Source organism: Vogesella margarita (assembly GCF_028548475.1).
Lineage (GTDB): Bacteria > Pseudomonadota > Gammaproteobacteria > Burkholderiales > Chromobacteriaceae > Vogesella > Vogesella margarita.
The window spans coordinates 39,022-56,132 of the sequence record NZ_JAQQLE010000010.1 but is presented as its reverse complement, the minus strand read 5'-3'; the positions used below and the strand labels follow the sequence as shown (position 1 = coordinate 56,132).

The window sequence follows — 17,111 nt, the reverse complement described above, 5'->3', positions numbered from 1 at the left end:
GTTGTATTAAATTCTATTGTGGAAAAAAAGTCTACAAATTGTGCAGTGACCATTTTTGCCGCGTCTTGCCGTATTTTGCACCCGGCGTATGGTGTACAAGTGTCTGTTATTGCACAGGTAAATGGCTTTACGAGTCATGTCTTTGTCATGGCCTGTCCGGCTGTGACTACCGTGCCGTACCGGTGGTGGTCGGATTTTTTATAAATTAATTGTCCAAAATGGAAATATTGTCTATCTTGTGACCGAGCCCAAGCAAGACGTGAGCGCAGCCAGCCGGCTGTCCAACCACGCAGGCGGCATGGCCAGACCATGCACAACGGGACGGGACATTACCCGCTACGGAACAAAGGAGACTATTCATGATCAGCAAACGCGTTCGCACTGCCGTTTTCCCCCTGCTGGCCTGCCTCGCCGGCACCGTCATGGCGCAGGGTGCGCCGCTGCGCATGGGGCTGGAGCCGTTCTACCCGCCGTTCGAGAGCAAGCAGGCCGACGGCCAGCTGGTCGGCTTCGACATCGATGTCGGCAAGGCGGTGTGCGAGCGCATGGCCGCCAAGTGCAGTTGGGTGGAAACCTCGTTCGAGGGCCTGATCCCCGGCCTGAAGGCGAAGAAGTTCGACGTCATCAACTCGGCGATGAACATCACCGCCAAGCGCCGCGAGTCCATCGACTTCACCACCCCGATCTACATCGTGCCGATCCAGATGGTGGCGCGCCGCGACAGCAAGCTGACGCCGACCGTGGCCAGCCTGAAGGGCAAGACCGTCGGCGTGCTGCAGGGCGCCACCCAAGAAGATTTCGTGCGCAAGCACTGGGAGAAGAATGGCGTGAAGGTGGTCGCCTACCGCGACCAGGCGCAGATCTTCCTTGATCTCGCCTCCGGCCGTCTGGATGCCGGCGTGCAGGAAGCGCAGACTGCGATGGAAGGCTTCCTCAGCAAGCCGCAGGGCAAGGACTTTGACTTTGCCGGCGGCGTGATCAGCGACTTCGCCACCCTGGGTGAGGGCACCGGCATGGGGCTGCGCAAGGGCGACCCGCGCAAGGCCGAGCTGGACAAGGCGATTGCCAGCCTGAAGCAGGACGGCACCCTCAGCAAGCTGTCGCAGAAGTACTTCCACCGCGACATCATCGCCAAGTAAGCGGCGTGCAAGGTTGGCCGCAGGCTGCGGCCAACCTTGCAGATCCCGTTGTCATGGCCGCTGGTCGCAGCGCCCATGGCAACTGCATCTGAAAGAAGCCAAACATGGATTTCGACATCATCGTCCTCGGCGCCGGCATGATCGGCGTTTCTTCTGCCATCGCCCTGCAGCAGCGCGGCTTGCGCGTGGCGCTGCTCGACCGCCGCGCGCCCGGCGAGGAAACCAGCCACGGCAACGCCGGCCTGCTGGAACGCGCCGCCGTGGTGCCGTACGGCTTCCCGCGCAATATCGCCAGCGTGCTGCGCATCGGCCGCAACCGCAGCGCCGACGTGCGCTACCAGCCGTCCAGCCTGCTGCAGAGCGCGCCGTGGTTGTGGCGCTACTTCCGCGCCTCCGCGCCGCATCGCCTCGCCGCCGCTGCACACGACATGCTGCCGCTGATCAGCCGCAGCCTGGACGAACACGACACGCTGATCGCTGCGGCCAATATGCGCGGGCTGTGCAGCGACGACGGTCTGTACGAGGCCTACCGCACCGAGGCCGGTTTTGCCGCCGAGGCCGCCAACGCGCGCCGCATCGCCGCCGAACACGGCCTGCAACTGCAGATCCTGGATGCGGCCCAGCTGCGCGCCGCCGAGCCGGGCCTTGGCGAGGGCTTTGCCGGCGCGGTGCACTGGCGCGACCCGCAGCGCATCAGCGATCCCGGCGCGCTGACCCGCGGCTATGCGGCCTATTTCGAAAGCCTGGGCGGGGTGCTCCTGCAGCAGGAGGCCACGTCGCTGGTCCCGGATGGCAGCGGCTGGCAGATCGGTACGAAGCAGGGCACGCTGCGCGCGGCGCAGGTGGTGGTGGCGATGGGGCCGTGGTCCGACGACATCTTCCAGCCGCTGGGCTACCGCATCCCGCTGCAGACCAAGCGCGGCTACCACATGCACTACCAGCCGCTGGGGCCGGGGCTGAACTACACCGTGGCCGACGTGGAAGGCGGCTTCGTGGTGGCGCCGATGCAGCGCGGCCTGCGCATCGCCACCGGCGTGGAGCTGGCGCGACGCGACGCCGCGCCCAACTACGCGCAGCTGGAGCAGGCCGAGGCGCTGGCACGCGGGCTGTTTCCGCTGGGCGAGCGGCTGGACGCCACGCCGTGGCTGGGCAGCCGCCCGTGCCTGCCGGACATGCGCCCGGCGCTGGGCGCCGCGCCGCGCCACAAGGGCTTGTGGTTCAACTTCGGCCACGCCCACCACGGCCTGACGCTGGGGCCGGTGTGCGGCCAACTGCTGGCGCAGGTGATCTGCGGCGAGACGCCGTTCACCGATCCGGCGCCGTACGCGCCGGCGCGCTTCCTGTAGCACCGGACGCGTGAATGCAAAAAGCCCGCCGATAAGGCGGGCTTTGTCATTGCTGCCAACGTGCAAGGTTGGCCGCAGATCCTGTGACAGGCTGACTCAGCACTCGACGATGTTGACCGGTACCTCGATCACGTTGATCGCCAGCCCGCCGCGTGCGGTTTCCTTGTACTTGGTGCTCATGTCGCGGCCGGTATCGCGCATGGTCTTGATCACGCGATCCAGCGACACGAAGTGCTGGCCGTCGCCGCGCAGCGACATGCGCGCCGCGTTGATGGCCTTGATCGACGCCATTGCGTTGCGCTCGATGCACGGCACCTGCACCAGGCCGCCGACCGGATCGCAGGTCAGCCCCAGGTTGTGTTCCATGCCGATCTCGGCGGCGTTTTCCACCTGCTCCGGCGTACCGCCCAGCACTTCGGCCAGGCCGCCGGCCGCCATCGAACAGGCGGAGCCGACTTCGCCCTGGCAGCCGACTTCGGCACCGGAAATGGAGGCGTTGAGCTTGAACAGGATGCCGATGGCGCCGGCGGTGAGCAGGAAGCGCACGATGCCGTCGTCACTGGCGCCGGGGATGAAGCGCGCGTAGTAGTGCAGGACCGCCGGGATGATGCCGGCGGCGCCGTTGGTCGGCGCGGTCACCACGCGGCCGCCGGCGGCGTTTTCCTCGTTCACCGCCAGTGCGTACAGGTTGACCCAGTCCAGTACCGTCAGCGGGTCGCGCAGCGCCGCTTCCGGCGACGACAGCAGCTTGCGGTGCATGTCGGCGGCGCGGCGCTTGACCTTCATGCCGCCGGGCAGGATGCCTTCGCGCTCGCAGCCGCGCTTCACGCAGCCCTGCATCACGTGCCAGATGTTGAGCAGGCCGGCGCGCACTTCTTCCTCGCTGCGCCACGCCAGCTCGTTCTCCAGCATGATCTGGCTGATGCTCTTGCCGTGGCGCTGGCACAGTGCCAGCAGCTCGGCGCCGCTCTTGAACGGGTGCTTCAGCTCGGTGACGCCGGGCGGCACGAAGCCTGCGTCGATCGCCGCCTCGTCGACCACGAAGCCACCGCCCACCGAGTAGTAGGCGCGCTTGGACAGGCTGCTGCCGTCGGCGGCAAACGCCTCGAAGATCATGCCGTTAGGGTGGTAGGGCAGCGCCTTGCGCTTGTGCAGGATCAGGTGTTCGGACTCGATGAAGTCGATCTCGTGCGTGCCCAGCAGCGCGATGCGCTTGTTGTTGCGGATGGCGGCCAGCATGCCGTCGACGGCGTCGGTATCGACCAGATCCGGGTGTTCGCCCTGCAGCCCGAGCAGCACCGCCACGTCGCTGCCGTGGCCTTTGCCGGTGGCACCGAGAGAACCGAACATTTCGGACTTGACCGCGGCGGTCTGCGCCAGCAGGCCATCCTTTTCCAGCCGGGCGACGAATTGTCGCGCCGCGCGCATCGGGCCGACGGTGTGGGAGCTGGAAGGGCCGATGCCGATCTTGAACAAATCAAAAACACTGATTGCCATGTTGCTTCTCTTGAGGTGGTGCCTGCGGGGCAGGTTCTGTTTTAACTATAGTCGGGCGCCGTCGGAATGACGGCGCCCGCTGCTGCTTAGCGGTAAACCGGGAAGGCGGCGCACAGCTCCGCCACCTGGCGTTTCACGCGGGCGGCGACATCGGGGTTGTCGATGTCGTCGAGGATGTCGCACACCCAGTGCGCCACCTGGCCGGCTTCCGCTTCCTTGAAGCCGCGGCTGGTGATGGCCGGGCTGCCGATGCGGATGCCGCTGGTGACGAACGGGCTTTGCGGGTCGTTCGGTACCGCGTTCTTGTTGACGGTGATGCAGGCGGCGCCCAGTGCGGCGTCGGCGGCCTTGCCGGTGAGGCCCTTGTCGATCAGGCTCAACAGGAACAGGTGGTCATCGGTCTTGCCGGACACCACGGTGTAGCCGCGCTGCTGGAATACTGCCACCATGGCGCGGGCGTTGGCCAGCACCTGTTTCTGGTAATCGACGAATTCCGGCTGCAGCGCTTCGAGGAAGGCCACCGCCTTGGCGGCGATCACATGCATCAGCGGGCCGCCCTGGATGCCGGGGAAGACCAGCGACTGCAGTTTCTTTTCCAGCTCCGGATTGGCCTGCGCCAGGATCAGGCCGCCGCGCGGGCCGCGCAGCGTCTTGTGGGTGGTGGTGGTGACCACGTGCGCGTGCGGCACCGGGTTCGGGTACAGGCCGGCGGCCACCAGGCCGGCGACGTGCGCCATGTCGACAAAGAAATACGCACCGACGCTGTCGGCGATCTCGCGCATGCGCTTCCAGTCCACCACCAGCGAGTAGGCGGAGAAGCCGGCGACCAGCATCTTCGGCCGGTGTTCTGCGGCCAACCTTTGCACTTCGTCGTAGTCGATCTCGCCGGTGTCCACGTTGATGCCGTACTGCACCGCGTTGTAGATCTTGCCGGAGAAGTTGACCTTGGCGCCGTGGGTGAGGTGGCCGCCGTGCGCCAGGCTCATGCCCAGCACGGTGTCGCCCGGCTGCAGCAGCGCCATGTATACCGCGGCGTTGGCCTGGCTGCCGGAGTGCGGTTGCACGTTGGCGTAGTCGGCGCCGAACAGCTCTTTGGCGCGGTCGATGGCCAGCTGTTCGGCGACATCGACGTGCTCGCAGCCGCCGTAGTAGCGCTTGCCGGGATAGCCCTCGGCGTATTTGTTGGTCAATTGGCTGCCTTGCGCCTGCATCACGCGCGGGCTGGTGTAGTTCTCGGAGGCGATCAGCTCGATGTGGTCTTCCTGGCGTTGTGCCTCGGCCTGCATCGCGGCCCACAGTGCGTCGTCGAAACCGGCAATCTCCATCTCTTTGGTAAACATCGTGCATTCCTTTTTCTTGGCGCGAACGGCAAAGGTTGGCCGCAACCGCGCTGGTAGTGGCGGCAGGGTCGGGCAGGGCGTTGACGCATGGATGTGCGGCTCAAAGGACAATGGCGCCCGCCCGGCGTCTGCCGGACGATGCCCCCTCTGTCCCTTTGCCTGAGAGATTGCGGCGCACGGTGTATCCACCGGGCCATGCTTCCTTCGGCGAGATCCGGCCTTGCGGCTGATCTACTCTCCAGAGTGCCAGACGTCGCTGCAGTTCTTTTGCCTGAGAGTTTCCGGGGCGATTCCCCTTCGGCGCTGTCAGCGAATGACAGTCTCTCCTGCAGCGGCTTGATTGGCTGGTCGCAATCTAGTGAAGCGGCGCGCGGCTGTCAACGCATCGACGACAGTATTCAATGTGCTGTTGCAACAAAAAACCCCGCCGCGAACGCGCCGATCCAGTCGGGTCGGGCGTTCGGCAGGGTTTGCACTGCAAAACCGCATACTTATATAAGGTGTGCGGTCGCGGCGTGAATCAGACGCTGGCAACGGTAAAGCGCTGGCGGTGGTGCTGCGGCTGCAGCGCCTCGTCCGTCACCGCCACGGCGAGATCGGCGTCGCTGATGCCGGCCGGTGCTTCGCCGGCCATCAGCAGCTCGTTGCCGCCGAGACGGTACTGGCCGCTGCGCGCGCCCGGCGACAGCAGCGCCGGCGGCGACACGAACACCCAGTCCAGCTGCGTTTCCTGTTGCAGCAGGTTCAGCGCCTGGCGTGCGCCCTCGGCGCCTTCCTTGTATTCCGCCGGGAAGTGCGGGGTGTCGATCAGCTGCACGCCGGGGGCGACGAACAGGCTGCCGGCGCCGCCGATCTCGATGAAGCGCGGCACGCCGGCGGCCTTGACCCCGGCGACGATGGCCTGGTGACCGGCGAGGAACAGCGCGCGGATGTCGGCCTTGTCCCAGCCGGGATTGAAGGCGCTGATCACCACGTCGTGGCTGGCCACCGCACGAGCCACCGCGTCGGCGTCGTAGGCATCGGCGGCGACCACCTCAAGGTTGGCCGCAGCGGCGATGCGCTCGGGGCGGCTGGCGATGGCGGTGACGGCGACATTGCGCGACAGCACTTCTTTCAGGATGGCCGAGCCGACAAAGCCGCTGGCGCCGATCAGTGCGATTTTCATGAGTGCTCCTTGCTGCCCGCTGACGGGCGGTGATTGATGAAGGCAGTGTAATTGCAAGTTCGCATTCCGATAATCCGTCGTAAAATGGATTGATTGTTAATTTGAAATAATGAATATGGACGAATTGCGCAGCATGGCGGTGTTTGCCCGGGTGATCGAGAAAGGCTCGATGAACGCGGCAGCGCAGAGCCTGGGCATCACGCCGTCGGCGGTCAGCCAGCATCTGCGGCGGCTGGAGCAGCGCCACGGCGTCACCCTGCTACAGCGCACCACGCGCAAGCTGACGCTGACCGAGGCCGGGCAGCTGTTTTACCAGGGCTGTGCGGCGATGCTGGCGGCGGCGCGGCAGGCTGAGCAGCAGCTGTCAGCGCTGCGCGACGCACCGGTGGGCGAGCTGCGCATCTCCGCGCCCAGCGGCCTGGCCGGCGGGGTGCTCAGCGGCGCGCTGGCGCCGCTGTTGGCGGCCAACCCCGGTCTCAGCCTGCAGTTGTTCTTTCACGACGAGATGGTGGACCTGCTGGAGCTGCAGATCGATCTCGCGATCCGGGCCGGCAAGCTGAAGGACTCGTCGCTGGTGGCGCGCCATCTGGCGGACTGGCGTTTTGTCATTTGCGCGTCACCGGTCTATGTTGCAAAACATGGCCTGCCGCACAGTCCGGTCGAGCTGCTGCAGCACGACTGGGTTGGGGTGGCGTCGCACGAGGGCTTGAGCCGGCTGCAGTTGACGCGCGGTGCGGAAACGGTGACGTTGTCGGTGCCGCCGCGCATCAGCAGCAACAATATCCTGTCGGCACGCGCCTTTGTGCTGGAAGGGCTGGGGTTGTCCTTGCAGCCGGAACCGGAAGTGCGCAAGGAGCTGGCCTCCGGTCTGCTGCAGCCGGTGCTTGGCGAGTGGAGCCTGCCGGAGCTGCCGTTGTGGCTGGTAACGCCACGGCGGGAGGGGCAACCTGCCAAAGTGCGACATGCTATGTCGATATTGCAGGCGGCCTTGGGTGGCGAACGCCATCTTTGACATTGGCAAGGGTGATTTGTTGCCGTATTTTTTCAGTTAAGTTATATAAAAATGCCAATTAATGCGGATTGTACGCAGAATACAAAATTTCGCTGTTAACGAAATGCCATGAAATGGCTTTGTGAATATAAACAAATAACCACAGCTGGGCTTAGTAGTACTATGCCGCACCATAACTAACAAAATTCAGTGGGGAATACACATCATGATGTCATTGCGTACTCGCCTGATGGCCTTCGTGCTGCTGGTACTGACGGTACTGGCTGTCATGTTCTGTGCCGTCGCGTACTGGAAGATGAGCGACGCTCTGTCCAGTGCGATCCGTAACGAAATCAACCAGGCCGCCAACAGCAAGGCGAGCTTTGTGGCCGAGTGGGTGTCTACCCGCCAGAAGATCGTCGCTGCCGCGCTGCCGCGCTTCGGTACCGGCGAATTGCAGCCGGTGCTGGACCAGGCGCATGACGCCGGCGGCTTTGACGACATGTACATCGGTCAGCCAGACAAGACCATGACCCAATTCACCGGTGCCGCCAAAGTGCCGGAAGGCTACGACCCGACCGGCCGACCTTGGTATCTGGCCGCCAAGGATGCCGACGGCCCGATCGCGTCGCCGCCTTATATCGACGCCGCCACCAAGCGCCCGATCATCACCTTCGCGCAGGCGCGCAAGGATGGCGGCCAGCTGGTGGCCGTGGCCGGTGGTGACGTGACACTGCAGCGCGTGGTGGACGAGGTGGTTGCCGCCAAGCTGCCGGGTGACGGCTACGCCTTCCTGGTAACCGGCGACGGCACCGTGATTGCGCATCCGGCCAAGGATTCCGGCCTGAAGAAGATCGGCGAGGTGGTGACTGGCTACGACATGAACGCGGTGAGCAAGGATGGCCAGATCGTGGATGTGTCGATCAACGGTACAAACACCCTGACCGCGCTGTATCCGGTAGGCAAGACTGGCTGGTTCCTCGGTGTGATGGTGCCGGTTGCTGCGGCAATGGCACCGGTAACGCAGCTGCTGATGGTGATGGTTGGCCTGCTGGTGGTTGCGCTGGTGGTATCCGGCATCTTCGCCTACGTTGGTGTGGCGCGCATGCTGTCCGGCCTGTCGGTGCTGCGCAATGCGATGCGTGAAGTGGCCAGCGGCCACGGCGACCTGACCAAGACGCTGCCGGTCGGCAACCGCGACGAAGTGGGCCAGATTGCTGAAGCCTTCAACCAGTTCGTGGCCAAGCTGCGCGAGATGTTCCTCACCGTGCGTGACGAGTCCGAGTCGCTGGCCCGCGACGCCGCCGACCTGAACCGCGTGGCGGAGCAGATCGCCCAGGATTCGCGCGTGCAGTCGTCCGAGCTGTCGTCGACCGCCGCCACCATCGAACAGATCACCGTCAGCATCAACCACATTGCCGACCACGTCGGCGAAACCGAGGTGCTGGTGTCGCGCTCGCGTGACAACTCGCTGGATTCGCACCGTGCGATGGCGGAAGTGGCGCGCGAGGTGGAATCCATCGTTGGCGCGGTATCGTCGCTGCAGGGTGTGATGTCCAACCTGTCCGGCCAGTCCGAGCAGATCAAGGGCATCGTCGGCGTGATCCGCGACATCGCCGACCAGACCAATATGCTGGCGCTGAATGCGGCGATCGAGGCGGCGCGTGCCGGCGAGCAGGGCCGCGGTTTCGCGGTGGTGGCCGACGAGGTGCGCAAGCTGGCCGAACGTACCGCCAGCGCCACGGTGCAGATCGCCGAGCTGATCGATACCGTGATCCAGAAGACCGGCGAGGCGATCGACCATGCCGACGCCACCAACGCGAAGGTGGAAACCGGTGTCACCCTGTCGCGCGAAGCGGCCAGCAAGGTGGAGCTGATCAAGGGCAACGCCGAAGAGATCTCCACCCGCATGGGCGAGATCACTTCCTCCACCGCCGAGCAGGGCATCGCCACCAACGAAATGGCGCGCAGCGCCGAGCGTGTCAACTCGATGGCGCAGCAGACCGACAGCAGCCTGCAGGAAGCGCTGGCGACGATCCAGGTACTGGCCAGCCGCGGCGATCAGCTGAAGGCACTGGTGTCGCAATTCCGTCTGTGATACATCTTGCATGCAGCAAGCCCCGGCCTGTGCCGGGGTTTTTCTTTTTGTGGAGTCTGTTCTATGTTTGCCAATCCTTTTGCCCGTTTCCAGGATGCCCCGGTCGTGCTGGACGGCGCGATGGCGTCCGAGCTGGAGCGTCGCGGTTGTGACCTGAATGACGCGCTGTGGTCGGCGCGGGTGCTGATCGAGCAGCCGGAGCTGATCCGTCAGGTGCATTTCGACTACTTCGCCGCCGGAGCCGACGTCGCCACCACCGCCAGCTACCAGGCGTCGTTTAGCGGCTTTGCCAAGCGCGGCCTGGACGAAGCCGCCGCCGCGGAGCTGATGCAGCGCTCGGTGCAGCTGGCACAGCAGGCGCGCGACGAATTCTGGGCCGATGCGGCCAACCATGCCGGTCGCCAGAGGCCGCTGGTGGCAGCCTCGGTGGGACCGTACGGCGCGATGCTGGCCGACGGTTCCGAATACCGTGGCGATTACGGCCGCAGCGAGACCGAGCTGATGGACTTCCATCGCCCGCGCATTGCCGCCTTGCTGGCCGCCGCGCCGGATCTGCTGGCGTGCGAGACCATTCCCTGCGCGGTAGAAGCGCGTGCCATCGCGCGCGTACTGCAGCAGGACTTCCCGCAGGCGACGGCATGGATCAGTTTCTCCTGCCGCGATGGTGCCAACCTGAGCGACGGTACGCCCTTGCTGGCGGCGGTAGCCGAGCTGGAAGCCTATCCGCAGATCGTGGCGGTGGGCGTCAACTGCACCGCGCCGCGCCATATTGTGCCGCTGCTGCAAACGTTGGCCGCAAGCACCGGCAAGCGGCTGCTGACCTATCCCAACTCCGGCGAAGCCTACGATGCGGTGACCAAGACCTGGCACGGCAGCAGCGATCCGCTGGCCTTTGCCGAGGCGGCGCGACAGTGGCGTCTGGCCGGCGCCAGCTGCATCGGCGGTTGCTGCCGCACCTCGCCGGACGACATCCGCGCGCTGGCTGGCTGGCTGCGCGGCTAAATCGGCACGGCGGCATCATCCACGGCGACCTCTTGGTCGCCGTTTTTCATAGTGCTTATTGCAGCAGCGGGCCGGCGGCGAGCAGACTGCCCAGCGCCATCAGCAGCAGGCCGATGCCGCGGTTGAGCCACAGCTGCACGCCAAGCAGGCGCTGGCTCAAGCCGTCCTGCGCCAGCAGTACCGCCACCAGCGAAAACCACAGCACATGTGCCAGCGACATGAACAGGCCGTAGCCGAGTAGTACCGGTAGTGGCGTGCTGCTGGCTACGACCTGGGTATAGGTACTGATCACGAACAGCATGGTCTTGGGGTTGAGCGCGTTGGTCAGAAAGCCGTTGCGCAGCGCGCGGCCGTGGCTGTCTAGCGCCGCGGCCTCGTTGACGGCGGCACTGCGGAAGGTGCTCCAGCCGACGTACACCAGATAGCCGGCGCCCAGCACGCGCAGCAGTTGCAGCAACAGCGGCGTCTCCTGCAACAGGCTGGCGCCGAGCAGGGTGTACATCACGTGTACCTGCACGCCGAGGCCGATGCCGAGCGCGGCGGCGAGGCCGGCGCGTTTGCCGTACAGCAGGCTGTTGCGGCTGATCATGGCGAAGTCGGCGCCGGGGCTGATCACGGCGAGCAGGGTAATGGTCATCACGGCAAACAGTTCGGTCATTGCGTATACTTTCGGTGAGTTTGGTGAAGGGTAAACGGATGACCGTCATTGTCACGCTTTGTCCTGAAAATGAATAACGATGGTTTTTGCCTGATTTACGTGAGAAAAACTAACCGATGAGCTTTGCCGCACTACCGTCGCTGAACGCCTTGCGCGTGTTCGAGGCCGCTGCCCGCCACGGCAGCTTCGTGCGCGCGGCCGATGAGCTATGCGTGACGCACGGCGCGGTCAGCCGCCAGATCCGCCTGCTGGAAGAGCAGCTGGGCGTGGCGCTGTTCGAGCGCCGCAACCGCGCGGTCTTCCTCAGCGCCGCCGGCACCCGGCTGTTTGCCGCCTGCGGCGAGGCGCTGTACACCCTGCAGCAGGCGGTGACGCAACTGCAGCCCACCGCCACGCCGCCACTCGCGGTGTCGTGCGAGCCGACGCTGGCGATGCGCTGGCTGATTCCGCGCCTGCCGCAGTTCCATGCGCTGCATCCGGATATCGAGGTCCACCTCAGCGCCGCCGGCGGCGCGGTGCGGCTGGAGAGCGGCCATGTCGAGCTGGCGATCCGGCGCGATGACTTCGCCCTGCCGGCGCACTACTGCGTGCAAAGGTTGGCCGCAGAGCATGTCGGGCCGGTCTGTCGTGAACAGGCGGCCGCGGTGCGGCTGCACACCCGTTCACGGCCACAGGCGTGGCCGGAGTGGCAGCGCTTGCAGCCGGCGGCGGCGATGGTGCTGGCTGGCAGCCGCGAGTTCGAGCACTTCTACCTCAGCCTGCAGGCGGCACTGGCCGGGCTGGGGGTGGCGATGGCGTCGCTGTTCATGGTGGCCGACGATCTGGCGGCGCAGACGCTGCAGGCGCCGGCCGGTTTTGTCGCCGACGGCAGCCACTACGTGCTGCTGTCGCTGCAGCCACTGGCGCAGGATGCGCGGCAGCAGGCGTTTGCGGCGTGGCTGGCGGACAGCATGCAGCAGACGCTGGTCTTGCATGCAAACAGGATAGTCGGCGCGTGACGGTCTGAAAATTATATTGCGCAGGATTGCTTGATATTCTTGAATTAATGCAAAAACTTGTCATTCACGGGTTTTTTGATCTGGATTTATTGTTTTTGGCGCACGGCTGGCTACAATCCGCAGCTGACATATTGCACTGCGGAATGATTCGAGATGACAAGCGCCGGCCACACCCTGTTGGATTCCGAAACCAACGACGTTTCCCATACCCTGCTGGAAGACATTCTGGCGATCCTGGTCGGCACGCTGCTGGTGGCCTTTGGCGTTGCGATGTTCAAGCAGGCCGGCCTGCTCACCGGCAGCACCGCCGGCATCGCCTTCCTGATCCACTACCAGAGCGGCATCCCGTTCGGAGTGGTGTTCTCGCTGATCAATGTGCCGTTCTACTGGCTGGCGCTGAAGCGCATGGGCTGGGCGTTCACCATCAAGACCTTTGTCGCGGTCAGCCTGCTGTCGCTGTTTTCCGGGTTGCACGCGCAGTTTGCCCATTTCGGGCCGCTGGACCCGTTCTACAGCGGCGTGGTCGGCGGCCTGATGATGGGCATGGGCTTTATCGCGCTGTTCCGCCACAAGGCGAGCCTGGGCGGCATCAACATCCTGGCGCTGTACCTGCAGGACCGCCACGGCATCCGTGCCGGCAAACTGCAGCTGGGCGTCGACCTGCTGATCCTGCTGGCGTCGCTGTTCATGGTCAGCCTGCCGGCCTTGCTCGGCTCCATCCTCGGCGCGCTGGCGCTGAACATGGTGATCGGCTTCAATCACCGGCCGGACCGCTATATCGCGATGTGAGGCTCAGGCGCCCGGAAGCGGCGGCAGCCGGCGCAGGCGCAGTGCGATGGCCAGTGCCGCCAGCAGCAACAGGCCAAGGCAGGCCGCCACGCCCGGCCAGTGGTGCGACTCCCACAGCACGCCGGAAAAGGTGCCCATCACGCTGGAGCCGGCGTAGTAGGCGGTCAGGTAACAGGCCGACGCCAGCGCCCGTGCCTGCAGCGCGCGGCGCCCGACCCAGCTGCTGGCCACCGAGTGCGCGCCGAAAAAGCCGAAGGTGAACAGCGCGACGCCGGCGACCACCAGCCACAGCTGCTGCGGCAGTGTCAGCAGCAGACCGGCCGCCATCACCACGATCATCAGCCACAGCACGTTGCGCCGTCCGAGGCGGTCGGCGAGGGTGCCGACCCACGCCGACGACCAGATCCCCACCACGTACAGCAGGAACACCAGGCCGATCTGGCTCTGGCTGAGGCTGAACGGTGCCTGCAGCAGGCGGTAGCCAAGGTAGTTGTACAGGCTAACGAAGCAGCCCATCAGCAAAAAGGCGGACAGGAACAGCCACGGCAGGCCGGCATCGGCAAAGTGACGGCTGCCGTTGTGCCACAGCTGTGCGAGATTGCCGCGAGAAGGCTGGAAGTGGCGCGAGGCCGGCAGCTGCCTCCACACCAGTGCCGCCGCCAGCAGGCCGAGGCCACCGAGTGCCGCCAGCGCCAGGCGCCAGCCCGCGACATCGGCCAGCAGCGCCGCCAGATAGCGGCCGCTCATGCCGCCCAGCGCATTGCCGGCGATGTACAGCCCCAGCGCCTTGCCCAGCGAGCTGGCTTCCACCTCCTCGCTCAGGTAGGCCATCGCCACCGCCGGCAGGCCGGCCAGCACCATGCCGAAGGCCGCGCGCGACCAGACCAGCGCGCCAAAGCCCTGCGTCAGCGTTGCGGCCAAGGTCAGCAGCGCCCCGACCAGCAGGGCGGCCACCATCAGCGGCTTGCGCCCGAGGCGGTCGGCCAGCAGGCTGGCCGGGATCAGCATCAGCGCCATCGACAGCGTGCCGGCGGAGAGCACGGTACTGGCGCGGGCGGCGCCGGTGCCGAATTCGGCAGAGAACAGCGGCAGCAGCGGCTGCACGCCGTAGAGCATTGCGAAGGTGGCGAAGCCGGCGCAGAACAGCGCCCAGCCGGTGCGACGGTAGGCGGCGGAGCCGGCGACCAGTTTGCCGCCGGCGGGCGTGGCCGGCGGGATGGGGCAGGGGGACGGCAGGGAGGCGCAATAGCTGGTCATGACAAGGCACCGCGTAGGAGACAAGCCGATGCTAGGCTTGGCCAGAAATACAGTCCAATATATATTTCAGTGGTAATTCATATCTGAAAGCGATTAATGGAGCTGCGTCATCTGCGTTATTTCGTCACCGTGGCCGAGGAGCTGCACTTCACCCGTGCCGCAGAGCGGCTGCACATCGGTCAGCCGCCGCTCAGCCAGCAAATCCAGGCGCTGGAGGCGGAGCTGGGGGTACAGCTGTTCCAGCGCAGCAAACGGCGGGTGCTGCTGACCACGGCCGGCGAACGCCTGCTGCTGCGGGCGCGGCGCCTGCTGGCCGATGCCGAGGCCGCCGCCGAGGAGGCGCGTCGGGCCGGCCGCGGCGAGGTCGGCGAGCTGCGCATCGCGTTTACCTCGTCGATGCCGCTGGCCGGCATGCTGCCGGACAGTCTGCGCCACTATCGCGAACGCTATCCGGCGGTCAGCCTCAAGCTGGAGGAGATGTTTACCGGCGATCAGTACCTCGCGTTGCAGCAGCAGCGGCTGGATGTCGGCTTCGTGCGCTACAACGGCGACGAGGTGGTGCCCGGCGTTTCCCGTCGCGAGCTGCGTCGCGACCGGCTGTGCGTGGTGCTCCGCCGCGACCATCCGCTGGCGGCGCGCACCCGGCTGGCGTTTGCCGAGCTGTGCGACGAGGGCTTCATCGTCTATCCGCCGGGGGCGTCCACCGGTCTGCCGGCGCTGATCCGGCAGCTGGCGCAGGCTGCCGGATTCCAGCCGCGCATCGCCCAGACCTCTGGTGAAGCGATGACGCAGATCGCGCTGGTCGCCGCCGGGCTGGGTATCGCCATCCTGCCGTCGCCGCTGGCCTGCGTGCAGCTGGACGGGGTGTGTTACATTCCACTTACAGATGATCGCGCTTATTTGTCACTGGCGGTAGCAACTCGCGCCGACGAGGCCTCACCGCTAGTGGCCGCCTTTAACAGCATCCTCTCGGGGTTGGCCGCCGTGTCGTGAGGTCGCGCCGGAAGGCCGCGTATAAGGCGCCGGATAATCGTCGCCAGTCTGTCCGTGTCGCAGGCGGGCCGCTGCAAGAATGGGCCCCGGCCTGAAAAACCGGGTTCTTGCTGCGGCTCAAGCTGGTTGCTGGTGGTGTTCGGGGCTATGGTGGTAAAGGCGTCTTGCCGCGATGGAGGCTGTCGCGCAGACCGCAGCCAGCCTCACCATCACCGGCCAATAAGAAAAAACAAGGAGAGCGTGTGAACGCGTTCGATGAAAGCACCACGGTGCTGATTATTGAGGACTCGCATACCGTGCGGCAGTCGCTGCGCGCGATGCTGGCCCAGGTCGGCATCACCCGCTCCGAGGCGGCGGTTAATGCCGCCGATGGTCTGCAGCGGATACGGCGCAAGCAGTTCGACGTCGTGCTGTGCGACTACAACCTGGGCGAGGGCATGAGCGGGCAGGAGCTGCTGGAGATGCTGCGTCGCAGCAATGCCTATCCGCTGACCTCGGTGTGGATCATGATCACCGGCGAGCGCAAGTACGAACGTGTGGTTGCCGCCGCCGAGGTGGCGCCGGACGACTACATCCTGAAGCCGTTTTCCAGCCAGACCCTGTTCGAGCGCCTGCGCCTCGCGCTGCAGCGCAAGCTGTTCCTGCGCCCGGCCCACCTCAAGCTGCTGGCCGGCGAGGTGCCGCAGGCGCTGCTGATCCTGCGCCAGCTGGAGAGCATCGCCGAAAACAATGTACAGGTGATGGACGTGCTGCGGCTGATGGCTGAAACCTACATGCTCAACGACCAGTTCAGCGATGCGCGGCAGGTTTACGAGAAAATCCTGGCGATGAAGGCGATTCCGTGGGCGAAGATGGGCATGGTGCGCATCCTGAAGGAACAGGACGACATCGAGCAGAGCACGGTCATCCTCAACGAGATCATCGCCGAGGCGCCCAGCTACACCGACGCCTACGACGCGCTGGCACAGAACCTGTCCCATGCCGGCCAGTTCCAGGAAGCATTGTCCATCCTGGAAAAGGCGGTGGTGCTGTCGCCGCGCAACTTCCACCGCCTGTGCGCCTGTGGCGAAACGGCGCTGAATGTCGGTGATCCGCTGAAAGCGGCCAACTATCTGGAAAAGGCGGTGCTGATCGGGCGCAACAACAGCGCCTTCGGCCCCGGGGTGATGGTCGATCTGCTGCAGGCCTATAGCGAGGGCGAGCAGCTGGAAAAGATGGATCGTCTGTCGCAAGAGCTTGGCGGCATGCTCAAGGGCGAGGCCGACCAGTTCCTGCTGCTGGTCTGCCGCGCGTTGTCGACGCTGGGGCGCAAGCGCTATACCGACGCCGTGGCGCTGCTGCGGCAGGCGGCGGCGCTGCTGCTGCAGCCGCAGACCGGCTGGCGTGACGCGACCCGTTTCATCGAGGCGGTGGCGCGCCTGCCGCACGACATCGAAGGTAACAGCGCCGGCGAATGGCTGCAGCAACTGGCGTTGCGCTTCGTGAAGAACCACCAGGACGTCACGCTGATGACCGCGCTGTCACGCGACAATCAGGCGATGATCGCGGCGATCGAGGCGGCGCATGCCACGCTGCAGACAGCCAACGATCAGGCGGTGGCGATGGCGAAGAACGGCCAGAAACAGCAGGCGGCACTGATGCTGTACGGCGTGGCCACGCAGACGCGCAACGACCGCCTCGGCATGAACGCCTGTTCGCTGCTGCTGCAGGACAGCGCGCCGGAGAGCCTGGACAAGGTGTTGCAGCTGATGAAATGGCTGCCGCAGGATCACGAACGGGTGCAGGGCTTCAACGCCATCCTGTCCAAGCGCGAGATCCTGTCAGAAGGCTGAGCCGGC

Annotated in this window: 14 protein-coding genes and 1 riboswitch; of the genes, 9 read left to right on the top strand and 5 right to left on the bottom strand. The window is 65.4% G+C overall.

Translation table 11 applies throughout. The features are described from left to right. Window positions 1-359: 359 nt before the first annotated feature. Window positions 360-1,139 carry a transporter substrate-binding domain-containing protein gene (locus tag PQU96_RS11475; protein ID WP_272772486.1) on the top strand — a complete coding sequence of 260 codons (780 nt, stop codon included), beginning with the start codon at window positions 360-362 and terminating at the stop codon, window positions 1,137-1,139. A gap of 104 nt (window positions 1,140-1,243) precedes the next feature. After that, window positions 1,244-2,485, top strand: a complete 1,242-nt coding sequence (locus PQU96_RS11470; protein WP_272772485.1) for an NAD(P)/FAD-dependent oxidoreductase — start codon at window positions 1,244-1,246, stop codon at window positions 2,483-2,485. Between the two features lie 96 nt (window positions 2,486-2,581). Here PQU96_RS11470 and PQU96_RS11465 read toward each other — a convergent pair whose 3' ends face one another. The 3 genes from PQU96_RS11465 to PQU96_RS11455 form a co-directional block, all read right to left on the bottom strand. After that, the gene (locus tag PQU96_RS11465; RefSeq protein ID WP_272772484.1) at window positions 2,582-3,982 is read right to left on the bottom strand and encodes an L-serine ammonia-lyase; all 1,401 of its coding nucleotides are present in this window, start codon (window positions 3,980-3,982) and stop codon (window positions 2,582-2,584) included. An 86-nt stretch (window positions 3,983-4,068) separates the two neighbouring features. Next, window positions 4,069-5,322 (bottom strand): serine hydroxymethyltransferase, encoded by a 1,254-nt coding sequence (gene glyA / locus PQU96_RS11460; RefSeq protein WP_272772483.1) that lies wholly within the window; start codon window positions 5,320-5,322, stop codon window positions 4,069-4,071. Window positions 5,323-5,571: 249 nt separating this feature from the next. Next, window positions 5,572-5,661, bottom strand: a riboswitch (glycine riboswitch). A gap of 181 nt (window positions 5,662-5,842) precedes the next feature. Beyond that, window positions 5,843-6,487 carry an NAD(P)-dependent oxidoreductase gene (locus PQU96_RS11455; RefSeq protein WP_272772482.1) on the bottom strand — a complete coding sequence of 215 codons (645 nt, stop codon included), beginning with the start codon at window positions 6,485-6,487 and terminating at the stop codon, window positions 5,843-5,845. Window positions 6,488-6,602: 115 nt separating this feature from the next. On the opposite strand from PQU96_RS11455, the gene PQU96_RS11450 reads away from it, so the two are divergent. The 3 genes from PQU96_RS11450 (at window position 6,603) to mmuM (ending at window position 10,578) form a co-directional block, all read left to right on the top strand. Beyond that, a complete protein-coding gene (locus PQU96_RS11450) occupies window positions 6,603-7,499 on the top strand; it encodes a LysR family transcriptional regulator (RefSeq protein ID WP_272772481.1) in 897 nt (298 codons plus the stop codon). Between the two features lie 205 nt (window positions 7,500-7,704). Continuing rightward, on the top strand, window positions 7,705-9,576 hold the full coding sequence (locus PQU96_RS11445) for a methyl-accepting chemotaxis protein (protein WP_272772480.1): 1,872 nt from the start codon (window positions 7,705-7,707) through the stop codon (window positions 9,574-9,576). 63 nt (window positions 9,577-9,639) lie between these two features. Further along, a complete protein-coding gene (gene mmuM / locus PQU96_RS11440) occupies window positions 9,640-10,578 on the top strand; it encodes a homocysteine S-methyltransferase (RefSeq protein ID WP_272772479.1) in 939 nt (312 codons plus the stop codon). A 55-nt stretch (window positions 10,579-10,633) separates the two neighbouring features. On the opposite strand, the gene PQU96_RS11435 is transcribed toward mmuM, so the two are convergent. Continuing rightward, a complete protein-coding gene (locus tag PQU96_RS11435; RefSeq protein WP_272772478.1) occupies window positions 10,634-11,236 on the bottom strand; it encodes a LysE family translocator in 603 nt (200 codons plus the stop codon). Between the two features lie 116 nt (window positions 11,237-11,352). On the opposite strand from PQU96_RS11435, the gene PQU96_RS11430 reads away from it, so the two are divergent. Further along, entirely contained in the window at window positions 11,353-12,234 is an 882-nt protein-coding gene (locus PQU96_RS11430) for a LysR family transcriptional regulator (RefSeq protein ID WP_272772476.1), read from the top strand. A 153-nt stretch (window positions 12,235-12,387) separates the two neighbouring features. Further along, the gene (locus tag PQU96_RS11425) at window positions 12,388-13,023 is read left to right on the top strand and encodes a YitT family protein (protein ID WP_272772474.1); all 636 of its coding nucleotides are present in this window, start codon (window positions 12,388-12,390) and stop codon (window positions 13,021-13,023) included. 3 nt (window positions 13,024-13,026) lie between these two features. On the opposite strand, the gene PQU96_RS11420 is transcribed toward PQU96_RS11425, so the two are convergent. Further along, complete coding sequence (locus tag PQU96_RS11420; protein ID WP_272772472.1) at window positions 13,027-14,280, bottom strand: MFS transporter; 1,254 nt, start codon at window positions 14,278-14,280, stop codon at window positions 13,027-13,029. A gap of 96 nt (window positions 14,281-14,376) precedes the next feature. Here PQU96_RS11420 and PQU96_RS11415 point away from each other — a divergent pair, with 96 nt between their 5' ends. Together PQU96_RS11415 and PQU96_RS11410 are read left to right on the top strand one after the other, a co-directional pair. Next, entirely contained in the window at window positions 14,377-15,273 is an 897-nt protein-coding gene (locus PQU96_RS11415) for a LysR family transcriptional regulator (RefSeq protein WP_272772471.1), read from the top strand. A 242-nt stretch (window positions 15,274-15,515) separates the two neighbouring features. After that, window positions 15,516-17,105, top strand: a complete 1,590-nt coding sequence (locus PQU96_RS11410; RefSeq protein WP_272772470.1) for a response regulator — start codon at window positions 15,516-15,518, stop codon at window positions 17,103-17,105. Window positions 17,106-17,111 lie beyond the last annotated feature (6 nt).

Excerpts from the sequence above, each read along its gene's own strand:
- PQU96_RS11435 (WP_272772478.1), bottom strand. The coding sequence starts at position 11,236 with ATGACCGAACTGTTTGCCGTGATGACCATTACCCTGCTCGCCGTGATC.
- PQU96_RS11430 (WP_272772476.1), top strand. The coding sequence starts at position 11,353 with ATGAGCTTTGCCGCACTACCGTCGCTGAACGCCTTGCGCGTGTTCGAG.
- mmuM (WP_272772479.1), top strand. The coding sequence starts at position 9,640 with ATGTTTGCCAATCCTTTTGCCCGTTTCCAGGATGCCCCGGTCGTGCTG.
- glyA (WP_272772483.1), bottom strand. The coding sequence starts at position 5,322 with ATGTTTACCAAAGAGATGGAGATTGCCGGTTTCGACGACGCACTGTGG.
- PQU96_RS11445 (WP_272772480.1), top strand. The coding sequence starts at position 7,705 with ATGATGTCATTGCGTACTCGCCTGATGGCCTTCGTGCTGCTGGTACTG.
- PQU96_RS11455 (WP_272772482.1), bottom strand. The coding sequence starts at position 6,487 with ATGAAAATCGCACTGATCGGCGCCAGCGGCTTTGTCGGCTCGGCCATC.
- PQU96_RS11450 (WP_272772481.1), top strand. The coding sequence starts at position 6,603 with ATGGACGAATTGCGCAGCATGGCGGTGTTTGCCCGGGTGATCGAGAAA.
- PQU96_RS11465 (WP_272772484.1), bottom strand. The coding sequence starts at position 3,982 with ATGGCAATCAGTGTTTTTGATTTGTTCAAGATCGGCATCGGCCCTTCC.
- PQU96_RS11415 (WP_272772471.1), top strand. The coding sequence starts at position 14,377 with ATGGAGCTGCGTCATCTGCGTTATTTCGTCACCGTGGCCGAGGAGCTG.
- PQU96_RS11470 (WP_272772485.1), top strand. The coding sequence starts at position 1,244 with ATGGATTTCGACATCATCGTCCTCGGCGCCGGCATGATCGGCGTTTCT.
- PQU96_RS11420 (WP_272772472.1), bottom strand. The coding sequence starts at position 14,280 with ATGACCAGCTATTGCGCCTCCCTGCCGTCCCCCTGCCCCATCCCGCCG.
- PQU96_RS11425 (WP_272772474.1), top strand. The coding sequence starts at position 12,388 with ATGACAAGCGCCGGCCACACCCTGTTGGATTCCGAAACCAACGACGTT.
- PQU96_RS11475 (WP_272772486.1), top strand. The coding sequence starts at position 360 with ATGATCAGCAAACGCGTTCGCACTGCCGTTTTCCCCCTGCTGGCCTGC.